This is a genomic window from Anaeromyxobacter terrae, from assembly GCF_022690685.1.
In the GTDB taxonomy this organism is placed as follows: Bacteria; Myxococcota; Myxococcia; order Myxococcales; family Anaeromyxobacteraceae; genus Anaeromyxobacter; species Anaeromyxobacter terrae.
This window is the reverse complement of record NZ_JALCYY010000011.1, coordinates 98367-123068: the sequence shown is the minus strand read 5'-3', so window position 1 is coordinate 123068 and position 24702 is coordinate 98367. Positions and strand designations below refer to the sequence as shown.

At 75.3% G+C, this 24702-nt stretch carries 20 protein-coding genes; 11 read left to right on the top strand and 9 right to left on the bottom strand.

Annotated elements, in window-relative coordinates; translation table 11 throughout:
* Position 1 precedes the first annotated feature (1 nt).
* On the bottom strand, positions 2-220 hold the full coding sequence (locus MNY62_RS07265) for a hypothetical protein (protein ID WP_242343449.1): 219 nt from the start codon (positions 218-220) through the stop codon (positions 2-4).
* 318 nt (positions 221-538) lie between these two features.
* Here MNY62_RS07265 and MNY62_RS07260 point away from each other — a divergent pair, with 318 nt between their 5' ends.
* Positions 539-1144: a protein-L-isoaspartate(D-aspartate) O-methyltransferase gene (locus MNY62_RS07260; protein WP_242343459.1), complete on the top strand. Its 606-nt coding sequence runs from the start codon at positions 539-541 to the stop codon at positions 1142-1144.
* 8 nt (positions 1145-1152) lie between these two features.
* Here the strand turns inward: MNY62_RS07260 and MNY62_RS07255 are convergent, their stop codons facing one another.
* From MNY62_RS07255 to MNY62_RS07240, 4 genes are all read right to left on the bottom strand, one after another.
* The gene (locus MNY62_RS07255; protein ID WP_242343448.1) at positions 1153-1488 is read right to left on the bottom strand and encodes a hypothetical protein; all 336 of its coding nucleotides are present in this window, start codon (positions 1486-1488) and stop codon (positions 1153-1155) included.
* 15 nt (positions 1489-1503) lie between these two features.
* Positions 1504-2622: an AmmeMemoRadiSam system radical SAM enzyme gene (gene amrS, locus MNY62_RS07250; RefSeq protein WP_242343447.1), complete on the bottom strand. Its 1119-nt coding sequence runs from the start codon at positions 2620-2622 to the stop codon at positions 1504-1506.
* A 177-nt stretch (positions 2623-2799) separates the two neighbouring features.
* Positions 2800-3201, bottom strand: coding sequence for a bacteriohemerythrin (locus tag MNY62_RS07245; protein WP_242343445.1), 402 nt, complete (start codon positions 3199-3201; stop codon positions 2800-2802).
* 203 nt (positions 3202-3404) lie between these two features.
* On the bottom strand, positions 3405-4034 hold the full coding sequence (locus MNY62_RS07240; protein ID WP_242343444.1) for a hypothetical protein: 630 nt from the start codon (positions 4032-4034) through the stop codon (positions 3405-3407).
* 397 nt (positions 4035-4431) lie between these two features.
* Here MNY62_RS07240 and MNY62_RS07235 point away from each other — a divergent pair, with 397 nt between their 5' ends.
* Positions 4432-4635: a cold-shock protein gene (locus MNY62_RS07235; protein ID WP_242340495.1), complete on the top strand. Its 204-nt coding sequence runs from the start codon at positions 4432-4434 to the stop codon at positions 4633-4635.
* A 78-nt stretch (positions 4636-4713) separates the two neighbouring features.
* On the opposite strand, the gene MNY62_RS07230 is transcribed toward MNY62_RS07235, so the two are convergent.
* The gene (locus MNY62_RS07230; RefSeq protein WP_242343443.1) at positions 4714-7968 is read right to left on the bottom strand and encodes a UvrD-helicase domain-containing protein; all 3255 of its coding nucleotides are present in this window, start codon (positions 7966-7968) and stop codon (positions 4714-4716) included.
* Positions 7965-10733 carry a PD-(D/E)XK nuclease family protein gene (locus MNY62_RS07225; RefSeq protein ID WP_242343442.1) on the bottom strand — a complete coding sequence of 923 codons (2769 nt, stop codon included), beginning with the start codon at positions 10731-10733 and terminating at the stop codon, positions 7965-7967. The genes MNY62_RS07230 and MNY62_RS07225 overlap by 4 nt, the downstream gene beginning before the upstream one ends.
* Before the next feature lie 167 nt (positions 10734-10900).
* Between MNY62_RS07225 and MNY62_RS07220 the strand changes: the two genes are divergently transcribed.
* The 3 genes from MNY62_RS07220 (at position 10901) to MNY62_RS07210 (ending at position 15025) form a co-directional block, all read left to right on the top strand.
* Positions 10901-11956, top strand: a complete 1056-nt coding sequence (locus tag MNY62_RS07220) for a cytochrome-c peroxidase (RefSeq protein WP_242343441.1) — start codon at positions 10901-10903, stop codon at positions 11954-11956.
* 241 nt (positions 11957-12197) lie between these two features.
* Complete coding sequence (vorB, locus tag MNY62_RS07215; protein ID WP_242343440.1) at positions 12198-13592, top strand: 3-methyl-2-oxobutanoate dehydrogenase subunit VorB; 1395 nt, start codon at positions 12198-12200, stop codon at positions 13590-13592.
* The gene (locus MNY62_RS07210; RefSeq protein WP_242343439.1) at positions 13589-15025 is read left to right on the top strand and encodes a 2-oxoacid:acceptor oxidoreductase family protein; all 1437 of its coding nucleotides are present in this window, start codon (positions 13589-13591) and stop codon (positions 15023-15025) included. The genes vorB and MNY62_RS07210 overlap by 4 nt, the downstream gene beginning before the upstream one ends.
* A gap of 18 nt (positions 15026-15043) precedes the next feature.
* Here the strand turns inward: MNY62_RS07210 and MNY62_RS07205 are convergent, their stop codons facing one another.
* On the bottom strand, positions 15044-16507 hold the full coding sequence (locus MNY62_RS07205; protein ID WP_242343438.1) for a sigma-54 interaction domain-containing protein: 1464 nt from the start codon (positions 16505-16507) through the stop codon (positions 15044-15046).
* A 237-nt stretch (positions 16508-16744) separates the two neighbouring features.
* On the opposite strand from MNY62_RS07205, the gene MNY62_RS07200 reads away from it, so the two are divergent.
* From MNY62_RS07200 to nrfD, 6 genes are read left to right on the top strand one after another with little or no spacing between them, the layout of a single operon-like run.
* Positions 16745-18019 carry an OmpP1/FadL family transporter gene (locus MNY62_RS07200; RefSeq protein ID WP_242343437.1) on the top strand — a complete coding sequence of 425 codons (1275 nt, stop codon included), beginning with the start codon at positions 16745-16747 and terminating at the stop codon, positions 18017-18019.
* Positions 18020-18061: 42 nt separating this feature from the next.
* Positions 18062-20296, top strand: a complete 2235-nt coding sequence (locus MNY62_RS07195) for a molybdopterin-containing oxidoreductase family protein (RefSeq protein WP_242343436.1) — start codon at positions 18062-18064, stop codon at positions 20294-20296.
* Entirely contained in the window at positions 20293-20832 is a 540-nt protein-coding gene (locus MNY62_RS07190) for a 4Fe-4S dicluster domain-containing protein (protein WP_242343434.1), read from the top strand. The genes MNY62_RS07195 and MNY62_RS07190 overlap by 4 nt, the downstream gene beginning before the upstream one ends.
* A gap of 9 nt (positions 20833-20841) precedes the next feature.
* Positions 20842-21351: a YeeE/YedE thiosulfate transporter family protein gene (locus MNY62_RS07185; RefSeq protein WP_242343433.1), complete on the top strand. Its 510-nt coding sequence runs from the start codon at positions 20842-20844 to the stop codon at positions 21349-21351.
* Complete coding sequence (locus MNY62_RS07180; RefSeq protein WP_242343432.1) at positions 21348-22547, top strand: YeeE/YedE thiosulfate transporter family protein; 1200 nt, start codon at positions 21348-21350, stop codon at positions 22545-22547. Before MNY62_RS07185 ends, MNY62_RS07180 begins: the two co-directional genes overlap by 4 nt.
* Before the next feature lie 17 nt (positions 22548-22564).
* Positions 22565-23500: an NrfD/PsrC family molybdoenzyme membrane anchor subunit gene (gene nrfD / locus MNY62_RS07175; RefSeq protein WP_242343431.1), complete on the top strand. Its 936-nt coding sequence runs from the start codon at positions 22565-22567 to the stop codon at positions 23498-23500.
* 76 nt (positions 23501-23576) lie between these two features.
* Here nrfD and MNY62_RS07170 read toward each other — a convergent pair whose 3' ends face one another.
* Entirely contained in the window at positions 23577-24443 is an 867-nt protein-coding gene (locus MNY62_RS07170; RefSeq protein WP_242343430.1) for a hypothetical protein, read from the bottom strand.
* Positions 24444-24702: the final 259 nt, after the last annotated feature.

The following is a 24702-nucleotide window of genomic DNA, read 5'->3' as shown; positions in this document are numbered from 1 at the left end:
CCTAGTGCGCGTGCGTGAGCATCCCGAGGACGACCCAGAGCGCCGCGGCGAACCCGAGGGCGCCCACCACGAGCCGCGCCCGTGCGCGCCACGCGTGCGCCGCGGCGCCGTTGCCGGGCGCGAGGCCGGAGATGCCGTCCCAGAGGAGAACGGCCGAGGCGATCCCGACGAACAGGACGAGCGCGAGGGCCAGGAGCCGGGTGACGAAGGAGGGGCTCACACCCCCATTCTCGCGCTCCGCCGCGGCCGGCGCGGCCCTTCGCGCGGGGCGGCCCCGCCGGAGGGGGCCTCGCGCCCGGCCGGCGTGAGACCCGCCGAGCGGGCAGGCCGAGCCCCGCTGCGGGGAGCCCTGGAGGCCGCGCGACGGGGTGCGAGGATCGTGGCGTGATCTCCCGGACGCGCTGCGTCGCCGATGGCTCGCATGACCGCCCGGGCGCTCCTCTCGGTCCTCACGCTGCTCCTCGCCGCGGGAGCCCGGGAGGGCGCGTGCACGAGCCCGGAGCGTCCCGCGCCGGCCCCGGAGGCGGCGCGCGCGCGGATGGTGGAGGAACAGCTCGCGGCGCGCGGCATCCGCGACGGGCGGGTGCTCGCGGCCATGCGGGAGGTGCCGCGCGAGCGGTTCGTCGCGCCCGAGTGGCGCGCGTACGCATACGAGGACGAGCCGCTCCCCATCGGGCGCGGCCAGACCGTGAGCCAGCCCTACGTGGTCGCGCTCATGGCGCAGGCGCTCGCGCTCCGCGGCGGCGAGCGCGTGCTCGAGGTCGGCTCCGGCTCGGGGTACGCGGCCGCGGTGCTCTCGCGGGCGGCGGCCGAGGTGTACGGGATCGAGCTCGAGCCGGAGCTGCACGCGCGCAGCGTCGAGACGCTCCGGCAGCTCGGCTACGCGAACGTGCACCTCCGGGCCGGGGATGGCTTCCAGGGCTGGCCGGAGGCGGCGCCCTTCGACGCGATCGTCGTGAGCTGCGCCGTGGAACGGCTCCCCCCGCCGCTCCTCGCCCAGCTCGCGGAGGGCGGGAGGATCGTCTATCCCGCCGGGCCGGCGGGGGGCGTCCAGACGCTGGTGGTCGTGAAGAAGCTGCCGGGCGGGCTGCTCGAGGAGCGCCTCGCGCCCGTGCAGTTCGTCCCGATGCGGCGCGGCCGCTGACGGACGCTTCACGGACAGAGCGGCGGCGGGTGCGCTCCGCCCGGGGCCGTCCGGCTCGCCCGCGAGCAGATCCCGCCGTCGCGCAGGTCGGCGCAGGAGCGGGCGCAGATGCAGCGGCTCTCGTCGAGGCCGAGCGCGGGCGAGGTGTAGGAGACGACGCAGCCCGACGCGTGCTCCTCGCCGTCCCCGCAGGCGAAGAGGGTCGCGTCGAGCCCGGGGCAGCACGCATCGAGGCGGGCGACCGCCTCGAGGCAGGCGAGCTCGCCCTCACCGCCGACGCCGCACTGGCCGCCCGCCAGGGCGAGCGCCGCGGCGCCCACGGCCGCTCGCGCGGCGAGCCGCATGGCATCCTCCCGCCGTCACGCGCGCCACGCCGGCGCGGGCGACATCTCGACGCCGTCCACCCGCGTCCCGCAGGCCGGGCAGCAGCCATTCTCGATCCGGTTCCGGAGCACGTGGAACCCGTAGCGCTCGACGAGGAGCGCGTTGCAGAGGTGGCAGCGCGTGGTCTCCCCCTCCGAGCCGGGGACGTTCCCCTCGTAGACGTGGCGGAGGCCGGCGGCGCGGCCGAGGCGCGCGGCCCGGTCCAGGGTCTCGAGCGGCGTGAACGGCCGATCGAGCATCTTGTACGCCGGGTAGAACTGCGACACGTGCCACGGCACCTCGGGGCCGACCGAGCGGACGAACTCCGCGATCTGGCGCAGCTCCGCGTCCGAGTCGTTCACGCCCGGGATGACGAGCGTGGTCACCTCCACCCAGACGCCGAGCGCGCGGTACAGCCGGATCGCGTCGAGGATCGGCTGGAGCCGGGCGCGGCTGATCCTGCGATAGCTCTCGGGGTCGAAGAACTTGAGGTCGACGTTGGCGGCGTCGAGCACCGTCGCGATCTCGCGCAGCGGCGCCTCGGAGATGAAGCCGTTCGTCACGAAGACGTTCTTGAGCCCCCGCGCCCGCGCGCGCACCGCCGTGTCGTGGGCGAGCTCGTAGAAGATGGTCGGCTCCGTGTACGTGTACGCGATCGAGCGGCAGCCGCTCGCGACGGCGCGCTCGACGATCTCGTCGGGCGTCACCTCCTCGCCGACCACGGCCTGCGCCGCGGCCGCGAGCTGCGGGCAGACGAACTCGGTCGCCTCGCGGTTCCCGTTCGCGTCGATCGTTCGCGGGAGGTGGTCCTTCGGCCACTGCGACACCGACCAGTTCTGGCAGAACGAGCAGCGCAGGTTGCAGCCGACGGTCGCGATCGAGTACGCGCGCGAGCCGGGGAGGAAGTGGAAGAGCGGCTTCTTCTCGATGGGATCGATCTCGCGCGACACCACCCGGTCGTAGACGAGCGTGTAGAGGGTGCCCCGCACGTTGAAGCGGACGCCGCAGGCGCCGCGCCCGCCGGCGCGGACGTGGCAGTCGTGAGGGCAGAGGGTGCAGCGAACCTCGTTGTCCGGCCGCCGCTCGTAGAACCGCGCCTCGTGCAGCGCCGTCATCGCGAACCGTCCCGGCGCCCGCGCGCCGCTCCGGCGCCACGCGAGCCGGAGCGCGGCGCCTCGCGCCCGCACGTCACGGCACGAGTAGAGCACCGCCGGTCGGGACTGCTCCTGCCCAGGGCGGGGTCGCCCGGGATGGCGGCCACGGCCGGGAGCGGCCGGAGCGCGCCGCGCTCGTCAGGCGGACTGGGACAGGAGGAAGCGCGCGAACGCCGAGTCGGTCCGCGTCACGTGGTCCTTCAGCCAGCGCGAGAGGTAGGTCCCGATCTTCATCGCCTCGAGACCCGGACCGCCGCGCCGCTCATGCTCGTCGGACATCCGGAGGATGTCCTTCACGAAGCGATCGTGCTCGGCCTTGTGCTCGCCGTAGCCCTCGTACCGGACGTCCCGCATCCAGGCCTCCTCCGCGCCGAAGTGCGTGACGCAGTACATGCGGAGGTACGAGAGGAGGATCCCGATCTCCTGGCGATCCGCCGTGTCGAGGCTCGCGACGAACCGCTCGGCGCGCCGGAACAGCTCCTGGTGCTGCTCGTCGATCTCGTCGATGCCCACGGCCAGGGCCGGCGTCCACTTCAGCATGGTGTACCTCCGCGCCGCCGCTCGCGCTCGTTGCGGCTCGAACGATCCGGGGAACGGGAGGATGTCACGAAGGCGGGGGGGCCGAGATTGAGCGCGGTCAGATCGCGGGGTGTTGAGCCCGGCCGGGTCCGGCGGACAGCGGCCGGTGGCAGACCCGGGCGGCCGCTCCCTCGCGCCGCCCGGGTCCGACCCGAAGGCTTCACTCAGCGCCGCAGGTCGTCGCGCCGGTTCTCGCGGAGCTCACCGCGATCCTCGCGGAGCTCGCGGCGGTCCTCGCGCAGCTCGGCGCGCGCCAGGTGGCCCAGCTCCACGAGCATGGCGCGCTTCCGGTCGAGGGCGCGGCGCTCCATCCGGCCCTGGAGCCGCGCGAAGTCGTCGCGGATCCTGGCCACCCGGCGCGCGTCACGCCGGTCGTCGCGGAGGTCGTGGCGATCGTCGCGCGCGTCGCGTCGATCGTCGCGCCAGTCGTCCCGCCGCTCCGACGCGGCCTCGGCCCGCCCCTGCCTGAGCTCGCCGCGCGCGTCCCTCACCTCGAGCCGCGCCTCGTGCTCGGCGCGCGCGAGCGTGCGCGCGACGTCCTGCTCGACGCCGAGCAACGCCCGCCGGTCGCGCCTGGCGCGCGCGGCGTCGTAGCGGGAGAGGAGCTCGTCCATCCAGCGGACGTCCCACCGGTCCCGCGCGAGCTCGCGGCGATCCTGGCGGACCTCGCGCCGGTCCTGGGCGCGCTCGGGGGCGGGCTCCGGGGCGTGGCCGGCGCGGTCGCGGGGGAGCTGCGCGCGCCCGGCAGCGGGGAGGGCGAGGACGAGGGCTGCGACGAGTGCGGCTCGGGTCATGTCCGCTCCGTTCGAGAGGTGGCTTCCAGCGGCCTGGACGGCGGAGGCAGGAGCCGGATTCAAGCAGGCGGTCGTGCCCGAGGCGAGGGGGCCGGCCTCAATGGCGTGGAAATGCGAGGAGATCCGGCGACGCGACCGGCTCGCCCAGGAGTCAGGGGAGCGAGCCTCGGGTGCTGCGCACGGGCACCGAGCTCGTTCGCGTCGGGAGGCGATATCGCCGGAGGGGGGTCCTGCGCCCGACGGCCCGGACGGAGGGCTGGGTTCCGAGCGACCGATACCTCCCCGCGAAGTACGCTCGACGCGGAGCGCGCGGTGGGTTAAACCTCGGCGGCCTCGTTTCGAGGCGCATCGACGCGGCAACTCAATGCCGCCGATTCAGAAGAAAAGAGTACGAGTAATGGCGACCGGTACCGTGAAGTGGTTCAACGACGCGAAGGGCTTCGGGTTCATCACGCAGGACGGCGGTGGCGAGGACGTGTTCTGCCACCACACCGCGATCCAGGCGCAGGGGTTCCGCACCCTCGCCGAGGGTCAGAAGGTGGAGTTCGACGTTCAGCGCGGCCCGAAGGGCCTCCAGGCGGCGAACGTCCGCCCGCTGTAGCCGCTTCACGTCTGAACGAAATGAAAGCCCGGTTCCTCGCGAGAGGGGCCGGGCTTTCGTGCGTCCGGGGCCCCGAGGTCAGGCGAGGAGCGGCGCCAGATCGAGCTCCGCGAGCTCCCCGCGCACGGGCAGGTGGATGAAGGCGGCGCGGAGCGGCTTCCGGAGCGCCGCGGCGAGCGCCCGCGCGTACCAGCCCAGCTGCGGCGCCCACTCCGCGAGCCGCCGGTCGCGCTCCACCTCGCCGCCCGGGAACGACTTGTGATCGACGAGCACGAACCCGTCGTCGAGCTCGAGGAAGAGATCCACGTCGCCGACGAGGAGGCGATCGCCGTCGAGGCGCGCGCGCACCGGCCACTCCCGGAACCAGCGTGCCCCCGGGAAGCGCGCGGCGAGGTGAGCGCCGAGCGCGTCCGAGGCGGCGAGGAGGGTCGCGGGGGCGAGGACGCCGGAGACGCCGTGCGCGGCGAGGAGCCGCTCGGCGAGCGCGAGGCGCGGCGGGTCGTCGGCGCGGTCGTCGGCGGCGAGGAACGCGTGGACGGCGTCGCCGACGGGCGCCATGTCGCGCGCGCCGGCGAGGAGCGGCGCGCGGCCGGCGAGCCGGGTCACGGCGACGAGGCGGGCCGCGCCGGCGAGCGGCTCGACCGAGGGGTTCAGGAGCTCGCGCGGACGCGCCGCGCGCGCGCCGCCCGCGTACCAGGCGACCGCCGCGCGGGGGCGCGGGATCGCGATGGGCGGCACGCCCGAGAGCGCGCGCACCCGGCACGCCCAGCGCTCGTCCTCGACCGACACCTCCGCTGGCCCCGCGTCGGCCTCGAACGGCAGCGCGACGAGGGGCGCGCCCTCGTCCGTCTCGAGCGGCCCGAGCGCCGCCGTCGCGGCGCCGTCCGACGGATCGACCTTCGCGACGAGCACGAGCCGGTCGCGAGCGCGGCTGAAGCCGACGTAGAGGAGGCGCAGCCGCTCGCGCTCGTCCCGCGACCGGGCGGCTCGCGCCTCCGGCTCGTGCTCCGCGGCGTCCGCGAGGGCGAGCGAGCTCGTCATCCCGCCGTACGGCCAGGGCCAGTGCCGGATCCAGCGGCCGGCGAGGGGCGCGGCCGGATCGAACGCCGCCGCCGGCTCGACCGCGGGCTCGAAGACGCTGCGGTCGAGGTCCTGGTCGAGCTGGGAGAGCACGACGATGGGCCACTCGAGCCCCTTCGCCGCGTGCCAGGTGGAGACCGTCACCGCGTCCTCGGCGCTCGGCACGGCCTGCGCGCCGGTCTCCCTCGTCTCCCCGAGGCGGCCGAGGTGGTCGACGAGCCCGAGCACGGTCGCGGCGCTCCGCTGCGCGGCGCAGAGCTCCTCGTACGCGCTCGCCTCCGCCCGGAGCGCCTCGAGGTTGGCGAGCCGCTGTCCCGGCTCGGGCCAGGTGCGGAGGAGCTCGGGAAGACGCGCCGTCCGCAGCGCGAGATCGAGCGCCTCCGCGGGCGAGCGTCCCGCCGCGGCGGCGGCCGCCTCGCGCAGCGCACGCACGCGCGGATCGGCGCCGAACGGCAGCGGCGTCCGCGCAGGGGCCTCGCCGGCGGCGCGGGCGCGGTCGGCATCGGCGCGCCAGGCGTCCACCTCGGCGAGCCGGCGCGAGAGCCAGCCGTCGGGGTCGGCGGCCGCGGCGCCGCCGAGCCAGCCCACCTCGAGCGCGGCGACGCCGTCCTCGCCGTCCGCGAGGAGCGCCACGGCGGCGCGGACGAGGATCGCCTCCGGCGTCGCGCCCAGCCCCTCGAGCGAGACGCGGGCGGCGATGCCCCGCGCGGCGAGCGCCGCGGCGATCTGCCGGCAGCGCCCGTTCGAGAAGGCGAGCACGGCCACGTCCCGGGCCCGCGCCGGGCGCACGCGCTCCTCTGCGCCGTCGACCCGCTCCCGCACCGGCGGCGGCGAGGCGAGCAGCTCCGCCACCCCCGCGGCGATCGCGTCCGGCTCCGTCGCCTTGACGCGCTCGCCGTCGCGCTCCACCGTCTCGGGTGCCCAGCGCCAGGCCTCGAGCGCGGGCTCCCCGGCGAGCGCGGCCGGATCCACCACCGCCGGCGCGAGCCGGACCTCCGCCTCGGAGAAGCCGTGCGGCGCGAGCGCCCGCGCGAAGAGGCTCGAGGCGAGCCCGACGAGCGCCGGGCGCGAGCGGTAGGACGCGCCGAGGATCTCGGGCGCCCGGCCGGCGAGGGCGAACGACATCGCCGCCGACATGAGCTCGGGGTCCGAGCCCTGGAAGGCGAAGATCGCCTGCTTGCGATCGCCCACCCAGACGCTCCTCCGCGCGACCGCGCCGAGCGCGGTGACGACCGCGAGCTGGAGCGGCGAGGTGTCCTGGAACTCGTCCACGAGGACGAGGTCGAGCCGCGCGCGGAGCGCCTCCTGCACGGCTGGCAGGGCGAGGACGTCGCGGGCCCGCGCGAGCATGTCGCCGAAGTCGACGACGCGCGCCGCCGCCTTCGCTCGCGCGAACGCGTCGAGGGCCTCCGCCGCGAGCTGGAAGAGCGCCGCCTGGAGCTCGAGGAGGTCCTTCTGGAAGGGCTCCGCGCGGAGGTGGTCCTCGACGAGCGCGACGAGCTCGCCCACCACCGGCGCGAGCTTCTTCACCCCGAGCGAGCGCGCGAGCTGGAGCTGGTCCTTCCAGGGCGGCAGGCCCGAGCGGCGGGCCTCCGCGGCGAGCGCGCTCGCGGCGCGGGCGCGCTTCTCCGCGGCGCCGCTCTCCGCGGCGAGCGGCGCCAGCGCGGCCGCCACCTGCTCCACCTCGGAGCGCAGGCGGCGCGCGTAGGCGTCGCCGCCGATCGCGACCTCCGGTAGGAGCCGCAGGAGCCCCTCGCGGCTCAGCTCGGCGGAGCGCGCGAGGGCGCTCCGGTCCATTCCGTTCTCGCGCGCCTTGTCCACGATGCGGCGCAGGAGCTCCCGCCAGTCCTCGATCGCGAGCCGCCGCGCGAGCGCGTTGAGCCGCCCCGCGCGCCCGGCGAGGACGCCGGCGAGCGACGCCGAGAACACCCGCTCCCGCTGCGCGTCGGGGATGGGCTCGAGGAAGGGCGACAGGCCGGCCTCGAGCGCGAACTCGCGCAGGAGCCGCTGGCAGACGGCGTGGATCGTCCCGATGTAGCCGTCCCGCACGCGCGCCGCGAGATCGGCCCGACCCGCCTCGAGGAGCTTCGCGCGGATGCGGCTCTCGAGCTCGCTCGCCGCCTTCTTCGTGAAGGTGATGGCGACGAGCCCCTCCGGGCGGGCGCTCCCGTCCGCGAGCGCCTCGTAGGCGGCGCGGGTGAGCCGGTGCGTCTTGCCGCTCCCGGCGCTCGCGCTCACGACGTCGATCTTCACGGCAGGGCCTCCTCGCCGAGCGCGCCCTCGCAGAGGGTGGGGAAGTTGCAGAACTGGCAGGGCGCCTTCCGCGCGAGCACGCTCTCCGGCGGCGCGCCGCCCGCCGCGGCGCCGATCGCACCGAGCCAGCGCTCGCGATCCGCGCCCGCCGGCAGGAGCCCCTGCGCGAGGACGCCCTTCCAGTAGAGGAACCCCGCCTCGGCGTCCTTCAGCGTCTCGTGAGCGTCCGGCCCGGCGACGACCGTCGCGCCCGGGAAGGCCGCGCCGTCCACCGTGAGGAGCTGGCCGTCGTCGAGCGTGAAGTACGCGGCGGGCGGGTAGGCGCCGCCGCCGCTCCGGAGCAGCGCCTGGTAGATCGCGAGCTGGAGCGCGCCGCGGCGCAGGTCGTCGCGGCGGTAGCCCGCGCCGGAGAGCTTGAGGTCGAGCACCGCCTCCCGGCCCTCCCGCTCGACGACGAGGTCCACGCTCCCCTCGATCGGGAGCCCCGCGAACCGGCCCGACACCGGCTGCTCCGCCGCCCGGGGCCGCCACCCGCCCGCGCGCAGCGCCTCGAGGAGCGACGCCGCCGCCCCCGCGACGAGCGTGCGCGCCGCCTCGCGCTCCACCTCGCGGCCCGGCGCGGCGAGCGGCGCCGCCTCGGTCTCGACCCGCGCGTCGAAGGCCCGCGCGGCGGCGGCGCGCGCGTCCTCGGGAGTGGCGCGGTCGAAGTCGATGCGGTCGTCCCCGAGGAGCAGGTCCTGCAGGAGCCGGTGCGCGAAGGAGCCGAGGAGCCGCGGCTCGTCGGCGTGCGGGATGTCCACCGCGCGGCCGGGGCGGAGCTGCGCCCTGTGCTCGAGCGCCCACTTCATGGGGCAGGCGAGGAGCGCGTCGAGCTGCGAGGCGGAGAGCGTGCGCGTGGGCGCGAGCGCGGCGGCCGGGAGCCGCCAGATCGGGCGGGGCCGGACGGGCGCCGCCGCGGCGAGCGGCGCGGTCCTTGCGGCGAACGGCGCCGGCCGGACGGCCGCGAGCACGTGCTCGGAGGCGTGCACGCAGGCCTCGAGCGCGCCCGGCGCGAGGCGCGTGTGCAGCTCGTCGAGGAGCGGGTGGGGCTGCGCCGGAGCCGTGCCCTCCAGCCGCCAGCGCGCGAGGACCACCCGCTCTCGCGCGGCGAGGAACGGGCGGCGCCAGCCGAGCGCCTCGAGGGCGCGCGCCTCGCCCGGCGCGGCGACGACGATCCGCGCCGCGGCGAGCGCGGCGCGCTCGGGGCCGGTCCAGGGCTCCGGCGGCGCGCCCGCGTCCGCGCCCGCCACGAACCCCCACCAGAAGACCTCGTGGGCGCCGGCGAGGACGTCGGCGGGCCGGCGGCAGAGCGCGGCACGGCCGGCCTCGCCCGCGAACGGGGCGAGGTCGGCGCCGTCGCCGAGCGCGACGTCGTGGAGCTGGCCGAGCGCGAGCTGCGGGAGGCGCGCGCCCGGGCCCATGGCGAGGAGGAGCTTCTCGAGCGCGCGCGCCGCCGCGGCGGCGTGGAGGAACAGCCCGGCCGCCTCGGCGGCCTCCTCGCCGGCGTCGTCGTCCGCAGGGGCCGCGCGGGCGGCCGCCCAGCGCGCGACCTCGCCCGCGATCCGCGCCGCCTGGGGGGCGGGGATCCCCTCCGACGGCGAGAAGGCCTCACCGCCGAACCACGCGTCGATCCGCTCGCGCAGCGCCGCCCCCGCGGCCGTGCCGTCCCCGCCGCCCTCGCACGCGCGCCGCGCCTCGCTCGCGACCGCGCCGTCCACCGCCGCGCGCCACGCCGGACCTCCGATGCCGGGCTCCTCGCGCAGCGCGCCGAGCAGGGCGCGCCGGACGCGGCCGGGGAGCGGCGCGCCGGGGAGGAGGAGCAGCTCCGCGGCGCGGTGCGGATCGCGCGGCGCGAAGGCGAGCGCGAGCCGCAGCGGGAGCACCTGGAGCTGCGGCCGGAACCGCGAGGGGGCTCCCGCGCCGAGCGTCGGCAGGCCGTGCCGGGCGAAGGCCGCGTCGAGCGCGCCCTCCTCGGCGGGGACGACGCAGGTGGCGCGCGAGAGGGAGCGCGTCCGCGCGTAGGACGCCAGGAGCTCGGCCGTCTCCACCGGGGTGTCCGCCTCGAGGACGAGCACCGTGCCGTCCCCGGCGAGCGCGGCCTTCGCCTCGCCGCCGGCGAGCAGCGCGCGCTGGAGCCGGCCGAGGTCCGTCGTCTCCGCGGCGCAGGGAGCGTCGGCCGGAGCGTCGCGCACCTCCGCGCCGAGCCGGGCGAGCGACTCGAGGAGCTCGCGGAGGCGCGGCGCGTAGGCCCCGCGCGGCGCGGTGAGCGCGATCGCGAGGGGGCAGGGGAGGCTGGTGCGCGCCGAGGCCGCGGCGGCGAGCGCGGCGAGCACGTCGGCGAGGCCCGGCGGCAGCGCCGGCTCGAGCGCCTCGAGCGCGGAGAGATCGGCGAGGCGCGCCGAGCCGCCGAGGGCCGCGCCGTCCCAGCCCGCGAGCGCGAGCCGGTCGCGGAGCGCGAGGAGGAAGCTCGCGACGCCGAAAGGATCGGCCGCGCGCGAGGCGGAGTACGAGCGGCGGCCGTCGTCGTGCGCCGCGATCCGCCGCCCGTAAGCGGCGAGCCGGTCGGGCTGAGGCGCGGGCTCGGCGCGCAGGCCGAGCATCCGCCCGAGCCGCTTCGCGAGGCCGAGCGGCCCCACCGGCTCGAAGCCGGCGCGCGCCTCGCCCGGCGCGAGCGCGTGGCGCCAGGCCGTGCCGCCGTCGGTGGGTGACAACAGGATGCCGAGCATGTGGAGCGCCCCCGCGAAGGGCGCATTGTAAGCCGGCGGGCGGACACGGACGGAGCACCCGTCCCGCGGCACGCGGATCGTGACGCACCGCGAAAGGTTCCTCGATCCGCCCCGGCCGCTTTGAAAGACTCGGCGCGGTCCGGCTCACCACGTCTCAGGGAGGAGACATGCGCTCGCTCGCACTGCTGCTCACGCTCGGTGTTGCGCTCGGCCCGGCTTCCGGGGCGGCGAAGGAGGATCTGCTGAAGGCCGCGCGCGCTCGCTTCGAGCCCATCCCCGCGAAGCCGCCGGCCCTGAAGAACAACCCGTCCACGCCTGCGAAGGTCGAGCTCGGCCGGATGCTCTACTTCGACCCGCGCCTCTCCTCGTCGCAGCTCATCAGCTGCCAGACTTGCCACAACGTCGGGCTCGCGGGCGCCGACCTGCAGGAGACCTCGACCGGCCACGGCTGGCAGAAGGGGCCCCGCAACGCGCCGACCGTGCTGAACGCGGTGTTCAACAAGGCGCAGTTCTGGGACGGGCGCGCCGAGGACCTCGCCGCGCAGGCGAAAGGACCGGTGCAGGCGTCGGTGGAGATGAACAACACGCCGGCGCGGCTCCTCGAGACCTTGAAGAGCATCCCCGGCTACGCGGCGCCGTTCAAGAAGGCCTTCCCGGGCGAGGCGGACCCCATCACCTTCGACGACGTCGCGAGAGCGATCGAGGTCTTCGAGGCGACGCTCCTCACGCCCGACTCGCGCTTCGATCGCTTCCTGCGCGGCGACCGAAAGGCGCTCTCCGCGAGCGAGCAGGAGGGGCTCGCGCTCTTCCTCGACAAGGGCTGCGTCGCCTGCCACGAGGGGGTGAACGTCGGCGGGCAGGACTACCACCCGTTCGGCGTCGTGGAGGCGCCGGCGGAGGCGGTCCGGCCGGCGGGCGACGTGGGGCGCTTCAAGGTGACGAACACCGAGGCCGACCGCTACGTGTTCCGCGCGCCTGCGCTCAGGAACGTCGCGATCACCCAGCCCTACTTCCACTCCGGCGCGGTGTGGAAGCTCGAGGACGCCGTGAAGATCATGGGCTCGGCCCAGCTCGGCATCGCGCTCTCGGCGGAGGAGGCGGCGAAGATCACCGCCTTCCTCCAGTCGCTCACCGGCAGGCAGCCCGTCGTCGAGCACCCGGTCCTGCCGCCGAGCTCGGACGCGACGCCGCGGCCGGAGCTGAAGGTGGCCGCCGCGAAGTGACCGCGGGCGGCGGAGCCGCCCGATGAACGGTCGTCGCCGCCCTGCGCACGCACGCCCGGTGCGAGCGAGCGTCCCGGGCCGGATCTCGTTGCTCCTCCAAGGGATTGGGGTCTTCGCCGGACCCGCCCCGGCCGGGAACGCGCGGCGCCTCCGGACCCGCTTGGACTTGGCCCCCGACCGCGAGTAGGGTGTCGCCGTCTTCCGCAGGCGCCGCCTCGATCGGGCGGCAGGAGGAGGTCGCGTGGCTCACGTCGACGTCCGTGAGAAGCCGGTGCTCCACGAGGAGTGCTGCAAGGGCTGCGGGCGATGTCGGGAGGCCTGCGCGCGCGGCTGCATCGCGCCCGGCGCCGACATCAACGAGCTCTCGGGCCTCGTCCCCATCGTGCTGAGCCTCGACGCCTGCAACGGCTGCGGGCTGTGCGCCGAGGCGTGCCCCGAGCCGTACGGGCTCGAGATGGCGGGCCCGGAGGCGGAGCGCGAGGCCGCCGCCGTGGCGCCGCGCGCGAGGTTCGTCGCCCCCGCGGACGTTCCCGACGCGCGGGTGCCGCTGCCGCACGCGCGCCCGCTCGTCGTGAAGGGCACGCACGCGTCGGCGATCGGCGCGCTCCTCGCCGGCTGCCGCCACTTCTTCGGCTACCCGATCACGCCGTCCACCGAGGGCGCCGAGCTCATGGCGAAGCTCCTGCCCGCGCTGGGCGGCAGCTTCGTCCAGGCGCCGAGCGAGGTCGCGGCGGTCAACATGATGTACGGCGCGGCGGGCGCGGGGCGGCGCACGATGACGTTCACGTCGTCGCCCGGCTTCAGCCTGATGCTCGAGGGCGTGTCGTACCTCGTCGGCGCGGAGCTCCCCACCGTCTTCGTGAACGTGATGCGCGCCGGGCCCGGGCTCGGGAACATCGGGCCCGAGCAGTCGGACCTGAAGCTCGTCTGCCGCGGCCTCGGCCACGGGAGCACGCACGCGATCGTGCTCGCGCCGGCGACGCCGCAGGAGATGCTCGACTTCACCATGCTCGCGTTCGAGCTCGCCTTCCGCTACCGGAACCCGGTCGTGGTCGCGGCCGACGGGCACCTCGGCCAGATGACCGGCAAGGTGGAGCTGCCCCGCGCGCTCGTGAAGCCCGGGCTCCCGGGCTGGGCGGTGTCGGGTGACGCCGCGCACCGCGGGAACCTCCACTCCTCGATCCTCCTGCGCGAGGCGGACCAGGAGGCCCACAACCTCCACCTCTTCGACAAGTACGCGCGCATGACCGCCGCGGAGCAGCGCGCCGAGGAGCTCCGCTGCGAGGACGCCGACACCGTGGTCGTCGCGTGCGGGACGCCGGCGCGCATGGCCGCGGGCGCGGTGACCGCCCTCCGCGCCGAGGGCGTGCGGGTCGGGCTCTTCCGCCCGCAGACGGTCTGGCCGTTCCCCGTCGCGGCGCTCCTCCCGCTCGTCCGGCGGGCGCGCCGCATCGTGGTGGTCGAGGCGAGCGACGGGCAGCTCGAGGACGAGCTCCGGCTCGCGCTCAGCCATGCGGGCGCCGGTGGCGAGGTGCCCATCGCTCACGTGCGGCGGCACGGCGGGATCCTGCCGTCGCAGCGCGAGATCGCCGACGGCGTACGGAAGGCCGTCGCGGGAAGGGGGGTGACGGCGTGAGCGTCTTCTACGAGCGGTTCGAGCGGCACGACCACGCCGAGGGCATCAAGGGCCGCAGCACCCACTACTGCCCCGGCTGCGGCCATGGCCTCGTGCACCGCTACCTCGCCGAGGCCATCGAGGAGCTCGGCATCCAGGACCGGACCATCGCGGTCTCGCCGGTCGGCTGCAGCGTGTTCCTCTACTACTACCTGGACGTCGGGCACACGCAGGCGGCGCACGGCCGGGCGCCGGCGGTCGCGCTCGGCCACAAGCTCTCGAACCCGGACAGCGTGGTCGTGAGCTACCAGGGCGACGGCGACCTCGCCTCCATCGGCCTCACCGAGATCCTCCACGCCGCCCAGCTCGGCGTGCCGCTCTCGGTCGTGTTCGTGAACAACGCGATCTACGGCATGACCGGCGGACAGACCGCGCCCACGACCCTCATCGGCCAGAAGACCACCACCTCGCCGTACGGCCGCGACGCGAGCATGGGCCAGCCGCTCAAGATGGCGGAGCTGATGGCCCAGCTCGACGGGCCGGTGTACGTGGAGCGCGTCGCGCTCTTCGACGCGAAGCAGCGGGTCCGCGCCTCGAAGGCGGTGAAGAAGGGGCTAAAGCTCCAGGCGGAGGGGAAGGGCTTCTCCTTCGTGGAGGTGCTCGCCGAGTGCCCGACGCACCTGCGCATGGGCGCCGAGGAGGCGGAGCGCTGGGTGAAGGAGAAGATGGTCCCCGTCTTCCCGCTCGGGGTGAAGAAGGACGTCTCGGCGACGGCGAGCTGGGGCGCGTGGCACACGCCGACGTACGAGACGGGCGCGGTGCTCGAGGCGATCGACGCGCGCGAGACGGAGGCGCAGCGCTTCGCGAAGGGCTTCCCCGAGACGCCGTTCGGCGGCGACGAGCTCGGCCTCAAGTTCGCCGGGTCGGGCGGCGACGGCGCGCAGACCGCCGCGATGCTGATGGTCCACGCGGCCGTGAACGAGGGGCTCGACGCGACGCACATCCCGAGCTACGGCCCGGAGTCGCGCGGCGGGACCTCCTACGCCGACGTGCGGATCGCGCGCTCGCAGGTGCTCTCGCCCGACGTGCCGTCGCCGCACGCGCTCGTCGCCTTCAACGCGCCGAGCCTCGCGAAGTTCGGGCCGTCGGTCGCGCCCGGCGGGATCGCCCTCTACGACCGCTCGGTGATCCGCGAGCCGCACGCGCTCCCGCCCGGCGTCCGCGCGGTGGGCGTGCCCCTCTCCGAGATCGCGGCCGAGCTCGGCCAGCCGCTCGTGAAGAACGTCGTCGCGATCGGCGCGCTGCTGGGTGCGACCGGGATCTTCCCCGCCGAGACCGTTCTGGCCGTGATCCGCCAGGCGCTGCAGAAGCGCCCCGCGCTCGTCGGGGTGAACGCCGAGGCGTTCGCGCGAGGCGCCCGCGCCGTCGAGCGCGGGTGGGGCCGGGCGGGGTAGTCGACCCACCGCGCCGGATCAGAGCGCGCTCGGCGCCGGCGCGTCGCCCGCGGCGCTCTCGTGCGCCGGCGCGCTCGCGTCGAGCAGCCCGAGCGCGCGCATCCGCCGCCAGAGCGTGCTGCGCGAGAGGCCGAGCGCCTTCGCGGTGTCCGCCCGGCTCCAGCGGTGGGCGTCGAGCGTCGCCTGCAGGGTGGCGCGCTCGTCGTGCGCGTCGGCGCGGTGCCCGGCGGCGGCGGCGAGGAAGGCCGCCGTCGTGGCGGAGGGCGCCAGCGGCGCCGCGACCGGATCGCGGGGCGGGGCGCCCGCGCCGAGCTCGGGCGGCAGGTCCTCGGGCTGGAGCGTCTGGCCCTTGCACACCGTCGCGGCGTACTCGAGCGCGTTCTCGAGCTCGCGCACGTTGCCGGGCCAGTCGTGCGAGAGGAGGACGCGGAGCGCGTCCGGCGAGAAGCGCAGCGCCCGCGCGGTCCGCGCGCCCACCCGCCCGAGGAGGACCCGCGCGATGGGCTCGATGTCCTCGCGCCGCGCGCGCAGGGGCGGGAGCTCCACCGGGAACACCCGCAGCCGGTAGTAGAGGTCCTCGCGGAAGGTGCCGGCCGCGACGGCGCGCCGGAGATCGCGGTGGGTCGCCGCGATGATCCGCGCGTTCGTCCGGCGCACCGCGTCGTCGCCGACGCGCTCGTAGGTGTGCTCCTGCAGGACGCGCAGGAGCTTCACCTGCACCGCCAGCGGCAGGTCGCCGATCTCGTCGAGGAAGAGCGTCCCGCCCTCGGCCGACTCGAACCGCCCGGTCCGGTCACGGATCGCGCCGGTGAAGGCGCCGCGCACGTGCCCGAAGAGCTCGCTCTCGAGCAGCTCCGCCGGGAGGGCGGCCGCGTTCACCGCGACGAAGGGCCCGTTCCTGCGCGGGGAGTGCGCGTGGATGATCCGCGCCATCACCTCCTTGCCGGTGCCGCTCTCGCCCGTGACGAGCACGGTGGACTCGCTGTGCTGCAGCGTCTCGATGAGCCGGAACACCCGCGTCATCGCCTGCGAGCGGCACATGACGCCGAACCCGGCGACGGGCGCGCAGACGTCGGGGGTCTCGTCGTCGGCGGGGCGGAGGATGACGAGGTAGACGGCGGAGGGGTCGCAGACGCCGTGCGGATCGTGGAGGAGGGGCGCCGCGGTGACCGACAGGAGGCGTGGGCCCCGCTCGCACTGGAGGTAGGCGCGCCAGCCCTCGCGCCGCTCGCCCGCGAGGAGGGCCTGACGGAGCGGGCCTTCCGGCCCGAACAGCTCTGCGCCGAGCACCGTCTCGACCGGCGCACCCGAGATGCGGCCGGCCGCGCCCGGCCCGAGGAGCGCCTCGACGCGCTCCGAGGCGTGGCGGATCCGGAACTGGCCGTCGAGGGCCATGCAGATGCGGCCGAGCGAGCCGAACGCGGCGTTCACGGCGGCGAAGGCGACGTCGCGGTTGGTGGTGGGGCTCTCGGCGGGACTCATCGTGACCTCCGTATCGACGCCACACCCTGGCACGCCGCGTGTCACGTTGAAACGCGGTGTGTCGTCGCACGCGAAACGTGGAGTCGCGTCCGTGAGCCAAACCCGCGATTCGTCGTGCTGCCCGGATGGGCACGCGGCGCGCAATGCCCTCCTGCGACGAGACCTGCCACGGCGTGCCGCCTGGCGACGGACCGCGCGCCGGCTCGGCCGGGCGCGAACGAACGGAAGGGAACCGCCATGAAGAAGAACCGGATCGCCTCGCTACTCGCGGCGCTGTCGCTCCTGGCGCCGGCCGCGGCGCACGCCACGAACGGCATGCGGATGATCGGCTTCGGCGCCGTGCAGGACTCGATGGGCGGCGTCGGCGTCGGCGCGACGCTCGACGGCGCCTCGCTCCTCACGAACCCGGCCGGCATCGCCGACCTGGGCCGGTGCCTCGAGCTCGGCGGCTCGTACTTCAAGCCGTCGGTCAGCTACAGCGCGACGGGGAGCATGCCCGCGATGTTCGTCGCGAACGACGGCGCGTCGCTCGACTCCGGCCGCGGCGCCTCGCCGATCCCGGTCATCGCCTACGTCCAGCCTGTGACCGACCGGATCTCCGCCGGGCTCGGCGTGTTCGGCGTCGCCGGGATGGGCGTGGACTACGCGACGAACCTCTACTACGGGCCGACGCTCACCTCGTACATGCAGGGCCGCTTCACGCCGGGCGCGTCCTACCGGGTGAACGACCGCCTCACCCTCGGCGTCACCGCGAACGTGATGGTGGCGCAGATGAAGTACGACGTCGCCTCCGGCGCCGGCCAGGCGGCGCACGACACCTCGACCACCGTGGGCGGCGGCGCGACCTTCGGCGTCAAGTTCTCGCCGGTGAAGCGCGTCACCCTCGGCGCCGCGTACGAGACGCGCAGCTGGTTCCAGGACTTCTCCTTCGACGTCCCGGCGCGCCCGAACCCGATGGCGCCGGGCACCACCATCCCGGGCGGCACCGACACGCTCGCGTTCGACCAGCCGCAGAGCGCGACGATCGGCGTCGCCGTGACGCCGGTGGACGCGCTCCTCGTCGCGGTGGACGTCCAGTGGATCGACTGGTCGAGCACCATGGGCGCCGGGCTCCCCGCGTACACGAGCGATCCGAACGCCACCGGCGCGATGCCGTTCGACATGCGCTGGAGCGACCAGTGGGTCGTGAAGGTCGGCGCCCAGGTGAAGCCGACGGCGCGGCTCGCGCTCCGCGCGGGCTACAACTACGGGAAGATGCCGCTCGACCCGGACCGGGCGTTCGAGAACATGGCGTTCCCGGCCGTCTCCGAGCACCATGTCACCGCGGGCGCGGGCTATGCGCTCGGCGAGAAGCTGAACGTGAACGTCGCGGCGGTCTACGCGCTGAACGCGAAGCTCGAGGGCGCGAACGCCGCGCCGCCGCCGCCGATGGGCAGCGGCCAGGGCATCGCCGCGTACTCGACGGAGATGTCGCAGCTCCAGATCGACGTCGGGCTCGCCTACCACTTCTAGCGCGCCGGCGCGCGAGGACCTCCTTCCCAGGAGCCGTCAGCGATGACTCTCACCCGCAGGAAGTTCATCCAGATCGGCGGCGCCGCGGCCGGCGGCGCGGCCCTCGCCTCCGGGCTCACCACGCGCTGGTGGGGCCTCGACGCGGATCGCGTGGAGGATCCCGCCACCGAGGGCGACCGCGTCGTCGCCTCGTACTGCGAGCTCTGCTTCTGGGGCTGCGGGGTGAAGGCGCACGTGAAGGACGGGCGGGTGACGAAGGTGGTCGGCAATCCCGACCACCCCCTCTCGCGCGGCATGCTCTGCCCGCGCGGCGCCGGCGCGACCGGCCTCCTCTACGATCCCGATCGCCTGAGGAGGCCGCTCGTCCGCACGCAGAAGCGCGGCGAGGACGTGTTCGAGGAGGTGAGCTGGGACGCTGCCCTGAACCGCGTGGGGGAGGGGCTCCTCGAGGTGAAGCGCCGGCACGGCCCCGAGGCGGTGGCGCTCTTCACGCACGGCTCGGGCGGGACCTGGTTCAAGCACTTCATGAAGGCGTGGGGCTCGCCCAACGTCGGCGCGCCCTCCTACGCGCAGTGCCGCGGGCCGCGCGAGGCGGGCTACCTCCTCACCTTCGGCACGCCGCTCGGCTCGCCGGAGCCGATCGACCTCGCGAACGCGCGGGTCATCACGCTCATCGGCAGCCACCTCGGCGAGAACATGCACAACACCCAGGTGCAGGAGCTCGCCGAGGCGATCGGTCGCGGTGCGGAGCTCGTGGTGGTCGACCCGCGCTTCTCGGTCGCCGCGAGCAAGGCGCGCTACTGGCTGCCGATCAAGCCCGGCACCGACATCGCGCTCCTCCTCGCCTGGATGAACGTGATGCTGGCGGAGAACGCCTACGACGCCGAGTACCTCGCGAAGCACGCGGTCGGCCTCGAGGAGCTCCGCGCCCACGTGGCGGACAAGACGCCGGAGTGGGCCTATCCCATCACCGGCATCCGCCCCGAGCTCATCCGCGACAGCGCGCGGCTCATCGCGTCGGCGCGGCCGGCCTCGCTCGTCCACCCGGGCCGCCACACCACCTGGTACGGCGACGACACGCAGCGCGCCCGGGCGATGGCGATCCTCGCGGCGCTGCTCGGCAGCTGGGGCCGGCGCGGCGGCTACGTGAGCCACTCGAAGCTGTCGCTCCCGCCCTACCCGGTGGCGGCGGAGGCCCCGCACGGCGCGAAGGGCGCCGCCGACCGGCCGAAGAAGGGCGGCTACCCCGTCGCGACCGAGGTCATCGCCTCGGGCCTGTGCGACGCGAGCGTCTCGGGCCAGGCGCTCTACGACCTCAAGGCCTGGATCGTCTACGGCTGCAACCTCCTGCAGGCGCTGCCCGACCGGCGCCAGACGGTGAAGGCGCTCGAGGGGCTCGAGCTCGTCGTGTCGATCGACGTCCTGCCCGCCGAGATCTGCGGGTGGAGCGACGTGGTGCTCCCCGAGGCGACCTACCTCGAGCGCGACGACGACGTCGCCGCGCCGGCGCACAAGCGGCCGTTCCTCGCGGTGCGGCAGGAGGTGGTCCCGCCGCTCCACGACTCGAAGCCCGGCTGGTGGATCGCGAAGGAGCTCGCCGGGCGGGTCGGGCTCGCGGAGCACTTCCCGTGGAAGGACGCGCGCGAGTACGTGGACGCGCGGCTCCGGGCGGGCGGTCACGACGTCGCCCGCGCGCGCGAGACCGGCGTCGTGATGGGCCGCGAGGTCGCGACCTGCGAGGAGGAGGGGCTCGCGGTCGAGGTGTCCCACGAGTCCGGGAAGATCCAGCTGCGCAGCGAGGAGCTCGCGAAGCTGGGGTTCGACCCGCTCCCGCAGTACTACCCGCACGAGGAGCCGCCCCCGGGCCAGTTCCGGCTGCTCATGGGGCGCGCCCCGACCCACACCTTCGGCCGCACCGTGAACAACCGGCTCCTCGCCGAGCCCTACCCGGAGAACGAGGTGTGGGTGAACGCGGACGTCGCGCGCGCGCTGCCCGGGTTCGCGGAGCCGCTCGAGGACGGCGAGCGCGTGTTCCTCGTGAACCAGGACGGGGCGCGCTCCGGGCCGGTGCGCGCGAAGGTGACGCAGCGGATCCGCGGTGACTGCGTCTACCTCGTGCACGGCTGGGGACAGACCGCGAGGCGGCTCGGCTACGCGTACGGCCGCGGCGCCTCCGACAGCGCGCTCGTCACCCGCTACGCCGTCGACCCGATCATGGGCGGCACCGGCATGAGCGTGAACTTCGTGCGCCTCGAGCGCGCCGAGAGGGCGGCATGAGGAAGCGCTACGCCATGGCGGTCGACACCGCCCGCTGCGTCGGCTGCAGCGCCTGCGTCATCGCCTGCAAGACCGAGAACGCGCTGCCGAGCGGCGGGTTCCGCGACTGGATCGCCGAGGAGACGCGCGGCGCGTTCCCGGCGCTCTCGATGGAGATCCGCTCCGAGCGCTGCAACCAGTGCAGCCGCCCGTCCTGCGTCTCCGCCTGCCCGACGGGCGCGAGCCACGTCGCGGACGGCGGGGTGGTGGGGGTGACGCGGGCGAAGTGCACGGGCTGCAAGGCCTGCGTCGCCTCCTGCCCCTACGGCGCGCGCTACGTCCACCCGGAGGGCTTCGTGGACAAGTGCACGTTCTGCCTGCACCGCGTGCGCGAGGGGAAGCTCCCCGCCTGCGTCGAGACCTGCCCCACGCGCGCGCTCACGTTCGGCGACCTCGCCGATCCCGCGAGCCGCGTCGCGGAGCTCACCCGCTCGCGGCGCGTGAAGGTGCTCCAGCCCGGGTCGGGCAACGAGCCGAACGTCTTCTTCCTCACGTAGGAGGCGCCGATGCAACGGAACCCCGACAAGTTCTGGAACCCGTACCTCGCCGGCGTCGCGCTCGGCCTCGTGCTCCTCACCTCGTTCCTGGTGATGGGCTCGGGCCTCGGCGCCTCCGGCGCCTCGCTCCGCGCCGGCATCGCCGCGCTCGACCTCTTCGCGCCCGGGCACGTCGCGAGCACGCCGCCGCTCGCGCGCGCCGCGGCGAGCCCGCACGTCACCTGGCTCGTGTTCGAGATCTTCGGCGCGCTGCTCGGCGGCGTCGTCGCGGCCTACACCTCCGGCCGGCTGCGGGGTGAGGTGCTGAAGGGGCCGCGCATCGGCAACGGCGCGCGGCTCGCGCTCGCGCTCCTCGGCGGCGTGCTCATGGGCGCGGCCGCCAAGATGACGCGCGGCTGCACCTCCGGCCAGGCGCTCTCGGGCGGCGCGCTCCTCTCCGTCGGCGCCTGGGCCTTCATGTTCTCGGTGTTCGGCGGCGGCTACGCGCTCGCCTGGTTCGTGAGGAGGGAGTGGCGATGACCTTCCCCGTCCTGCCGCCCCTCGAGCTCGGGCTCGTCGCCGCGGTCCTCATCGGCTTCGGCTTCGGCTTCGTGCTCGAGCGCGCCGGCTTCGGGCGCGCGAACAAGCTCGCCGCCCAGTTCTACGGGCACGACATGACCGTCTTCAAGGTCATGTTCAGCGCGATCGTGACGGCGATGCTCGGGGTCGTGCTCGCCTCCGCGCTCGGGCTCGCCGATTTCCGCGCGCTCGCCGATCACGCGACGAGCGGCACCTACCTCGTGCCGATGATCGCCGGCGGGTTCCTGCTCGGCGCGGGCTTCATCGTCTCGGGCTACTGCCCCGGCACGTCCTTCGTGGCGATGGCGTCCGGCAAGCTCGACGGGCTCATGACCGTGCTCGGCGTCATCGTCGGGCAGGTGCTCTGGGCCGAGCTCGAGTGGCGGCCCGGGTTTGCGAGGTTCCACGGCGCGGGCGATCTCGGCAACTTCTACCTGTGGGAGCTCTTCCGCCTGCCGGCGCGGTCCGGCCCGTACGTCGTCGCGCTCGCCGTCACCGTCATGGCCGTCGGGTGCTTCGTGGGCGCCGAGAAGCTGGAGCGCGTCCTCGCCGGCCGCTCCGACCCGAGCGCGATGCCGACGCCGGCGGGGCGGCCCGGGCGCTTCGTGTTCGCGGGGCTCGCCGCCGCGGCGGCCCTCGGCCTCGTGGGCCTCGCGACGCCGACCGGGGCGCGCGAGAGCGGGCGCGTGGCGACCGGTCTCGCGCCGCTCGCGCTGGCCCGGCGCGTGTTCGACGAGCCCTGGAAGCTCCGGATCGTCGACTTGCGGTCGCTCGAGGCCTGCTCGGCGAAGCGGATCCCCGGCGCCGAGTGCGTGCCGCAGGACAGGCTCGGCTCGCTCGGGCTCGCCGACGCGAGCCCGGGGCGCGACCTCGTGCTCGTTTCGGACACCGCGCTCGACGGGGTGCCCGCGGCCGCCGCCTCGTATCGAGGCCGGGTGCTCGCGCTCGAGGGCGGCTGGGCGGCGTGGGAGGCGTTCGCGCTCACCCCGCCGGCGCCGCCCACGGCGGGCGCGCCCGCCGCCGAGCTCGAGGCGTACCGGCTGCGCGCCGGGATCCACGCGGCGATGACCGGCATGAAGGCCGCGCCGCCACCCCCCGTGCCCGCCGCCGCGCCGGGCGCGCCGCGCAAGGCGGGCGGCGGCGGCTGCAGCGGCTAACCGCGAAGGGAGACACCATGACCGAGCTCGACATCGCGCGGCACAGCCGGCTCATCGATCCGCAGCTGCACATCTGGGGCTGGGAGATCCCGGTCTACCTCTTCCTCGGCGGGATGGCGGCGGGGCTCATGATCGTGACCTCGCTCCTCGCCGCGCGGCGGCCGGAGCGCTCCGCCGCCGCGCGCTGGCTCGGCTTCGCCGCGCCGTTGCTCGTGTCGGTCGGCATGGGCGCGCTCTTCCTGGACCTCGCCCACAAGATCCACGTCGCGCGCTTCTACCTCGCGCTCCGCCCGACCTCGCCCATGTCGTGGGGCGCGTGGATCCTCGTCGCCGTCTACCCGATGAGCCTGCTCGTCGCGCTCGCCGGGCTCGACGACGCGCAGGCGGAGCGGGTCGCGGCGCTCGCGGGCCGCGCCGGGCTGGGCGGCCTCGTCCGCGCCGCGCGAGCCTACGCGCTCCGCCACGCGCCGGCCCTCCTCCGCGCGAACCTGTGGGTGGGCGTCGCGCTCGGCGTGTACACCGGCGTCCTCCTCTCCACCCTCGGCGCGCGCGCTCTCTGGAGCTCCGCGCTGCTCGGCCCGATCTTCCTCGTCTCGGGCCTCTCCACCGGGGCGGCGTTCCTGCTCCTCTTCGCGCTCGACGCCGAGGAGCGGCGGCTCGTGACGCGCTGGGACCGGGCGGCGATCGCGGTCGAGGCGGCGCTGCTCGTGCTGTTCCTCGTCGGGCTCTCGACGAGCGGCGCGGCGGGCCACGCCGCCGCCGGGCTCCTGCTGGGCGGCCCCTTCACGGCGGAGTTCTTCGCCCTCGTGGTCGTCGCCGGCCTCGCGGTGCCGCTCCTCATGGAGACGCTCGAGTCCCGCCTGCACCTCGGCGCGACCCGGATCGCGCCCGCGCTGGTCCTCGCGGGAGGGCTCGCGCTGCGCTGGATCCTGGTGGTGGCGGGCCAGGCCTGAACGACGCCTCGCGATTCGCGCTCACCTTCGGTGACGCGAATCCTCGGCATTTTCGGAGCACCGCGCCGGCGCCGGGCTACCCCTGCCCGTCCGCGCCCGCCTTCGCCGACGCCTCGACCGTCGGACCCGCGAGGCGGAACGGGTGCTCGAAGCTCAGGTACAGGAAGACGGCGCGCTCGCCGCGGCTCGGCCCGACGCCGAGCGGGACGCTGACGCCCGGGACGATCTGCAGCCCGCTCGGGAAGTCGATGGCGCCTCGCACGCCCGGGTTGACGGTGAACGTCTCGGCGCGGTCGTTCGCGCCGGGACGCGCCGTCTCGGAGCGCGTGTAGAGCACCTCCGTCAGGACGTTGAAGCGCGAGTGCGCCAGCCAGATGAGGCTCTCCCCGGCCGAGAACGAGCCGAGCGGCCCGTGCCCGCCGTCGGAGGCGAGCGCGGACGGAACGTACGTTCCGCCGAAGTTCACGTGCGTGACGAAGTGGCGGCCGAGCATCGCGGAGAGCGGCAGGTTCACCTGGATCCCCGCGCCGCCCAGCCCGAGCCCACGGCTCGCGTCGCCGGTGGGGACGAGGACCGAGAGGCGCGGCGCCAGCGCGACCTCGGTCTCGCCGCTCCCGACCGCCTGCCAGCGGTAGTTGAGCGCGAGGTCGCCGATCCCGGTCGGGCCGCGCTTCTCGAGGCCGGCGTAGTTGAGCGTGACGCTCGCCTGGTGGGTCTGCCCGAGCACCGGCCACTCCTCGGTGAAGGAGTAGAGCCACGCGCCCGTGCCGCCGACGCGGCTGAACGTGCTGATGTGCTGGATGACGCCCGGCTCCTGGTTGTAGGCCTCCTCGATCAGGAAGCTGTTGTCCTGGATCGGGAGGTCGCCGTCACCGAAGGCGAGGGCGGGTGCCGCGAGCGCGGCGACGGAGGTGAGCAGGGCGAGGAGGCGGTTCGGGGACATCATCGTGCTCCGGCGATTCGAGCCGGTCCGGGGGTCCGGTCCGGGGCGAGGGGTTCATGCTGCGAGGTGGGGGTCGAGTGGAGCTGCGAGGACGTGTGCGGTGGAGCGATCGCGGCGGGGAGGCTCATCGGCTTCGCGTTCCCTCACCGTGGACACGCGGTGGCCGATCGGCCCGCTCAGGCCGATGTCCGAGCCGCACCAGCGGAGCGGGCGCGCGTGCCCGCGCGCTGCACGCGCCCCCCGCTCCAGATGAGCAACC

Bases quoted from the DNA above. Each gene is read 5' to 3' on its own strand.
- MNY62_RS07260 (WP_242343459.1), top strand. From the start codon at position 539: ATGGTGGAGGAACAGCTCGCGGCGCGCGGCATCCGCGACGGGCGGGTG.
- MNY62_RS07255 (WP_242343448.1), bottom strand. From the start codon at position 1,488: ATGCGGCTCGCCGCGCGAGCGGCCGTGGGCGCCGCGGCGCTCGCCCTG.
- amrS (WP_242343447.1), bottom strand. From the start codon at position 2,622: ATGACGGCGCTGCACGAGGCGCGGTTCTACGAGCGGCGGCCGGACAAC.
- MNY62_RS07245 (WP_242343445.1), bottom strand. From the start codon at position 3,201: ATGCTGAAGTGGACGCCGGCCCTGGCCGTGGGCATCGACGAGATCGAC.
- MNY62_RS07240 (WP_242343444.1), bottom strand. From the start codon at position 4,034: ATGACCCGAGCCGCACTCGTCGCAGCCCTCGTCCTCGCCCTCCCCGCT.
- MNY62_RS07235 (WP_242340495.1), top strand. From the start codon at position 4,432: ATGGCGACCGGTACCGTGAAGTGGTTCAACGACGCGAAGGGCTTCGGG.
- MNY62_RS07225 (WP_242343442.1), bottom strand. From the start codon at position 10,733: ATGCTCGGCATCCTGTTGTCACCCACCGACGGCGGCACGGCCTGGCGC.
- MNY62_RS07220 (WP_242343441.1), top strand. From the start codon at position 10,901: ATGCGCTCGCTCGCACTGCTGCTCACGCTCGGTGTTGCGCTCGGCCCG.
- MNY62_RS07205 (WP_242343438.1), bottom strand. From the start codon at position 16,507: ATGAGTCCCGCCGAGAGCCCCACCACCAACCGCGACGTCGCCTTCGCC.
- MNY62_RS07200 (WP_242343437.1), top strand. From the start codon at position 16,745: ATGAAGAAGAACCGGATCGCCTCGCTACTCGCGGCGCTGTCGCTCCTG.
- MNY62_RS07195 (WP_242343436.1), top strand. From the start codon at position 18,062: ATGACTCTCACCCGCAGGAAGTTCATCCAGATCGGCGGCGCCGCGGCC.
- MNY62_RS07190 (WP_242343434.1), top strand. From the start codon at position 20,293: ATGAGGAAGCGCTACGCCATGGCGGTCGACACCGCCCGCTGCGTCGGC.
- MNY62_RS07185 (WP_242343433.1), top strand. From the start codon at position 20,842: ATGCAACGGAACCCCGACAAGTTCTGGAACCCGTACCTCGCCGGCGTC.
- MNY62_RS07180 (WP_242343432.1), top strand. From the start codon at position 21,348: ATGACCTTCCCCGTCCTGCCGCCCCTCGAGCTCGGGCTCGTCGCCGCG.
- nrfD (WP_242343431.1), top strand. From the start codon at position 22,565: ATGACCGAGCTCGACATCGCGCGGCACAGCCGGCTCATCGATCCGCAG.
- MNY62_RS07170 (WP_242343430.1), bottom strand. From the start codon at position 24,443: ATGTCCCCGAACCGCCTCCTCGCCCTGCTCACCTCCGTCGCCGCGCTC.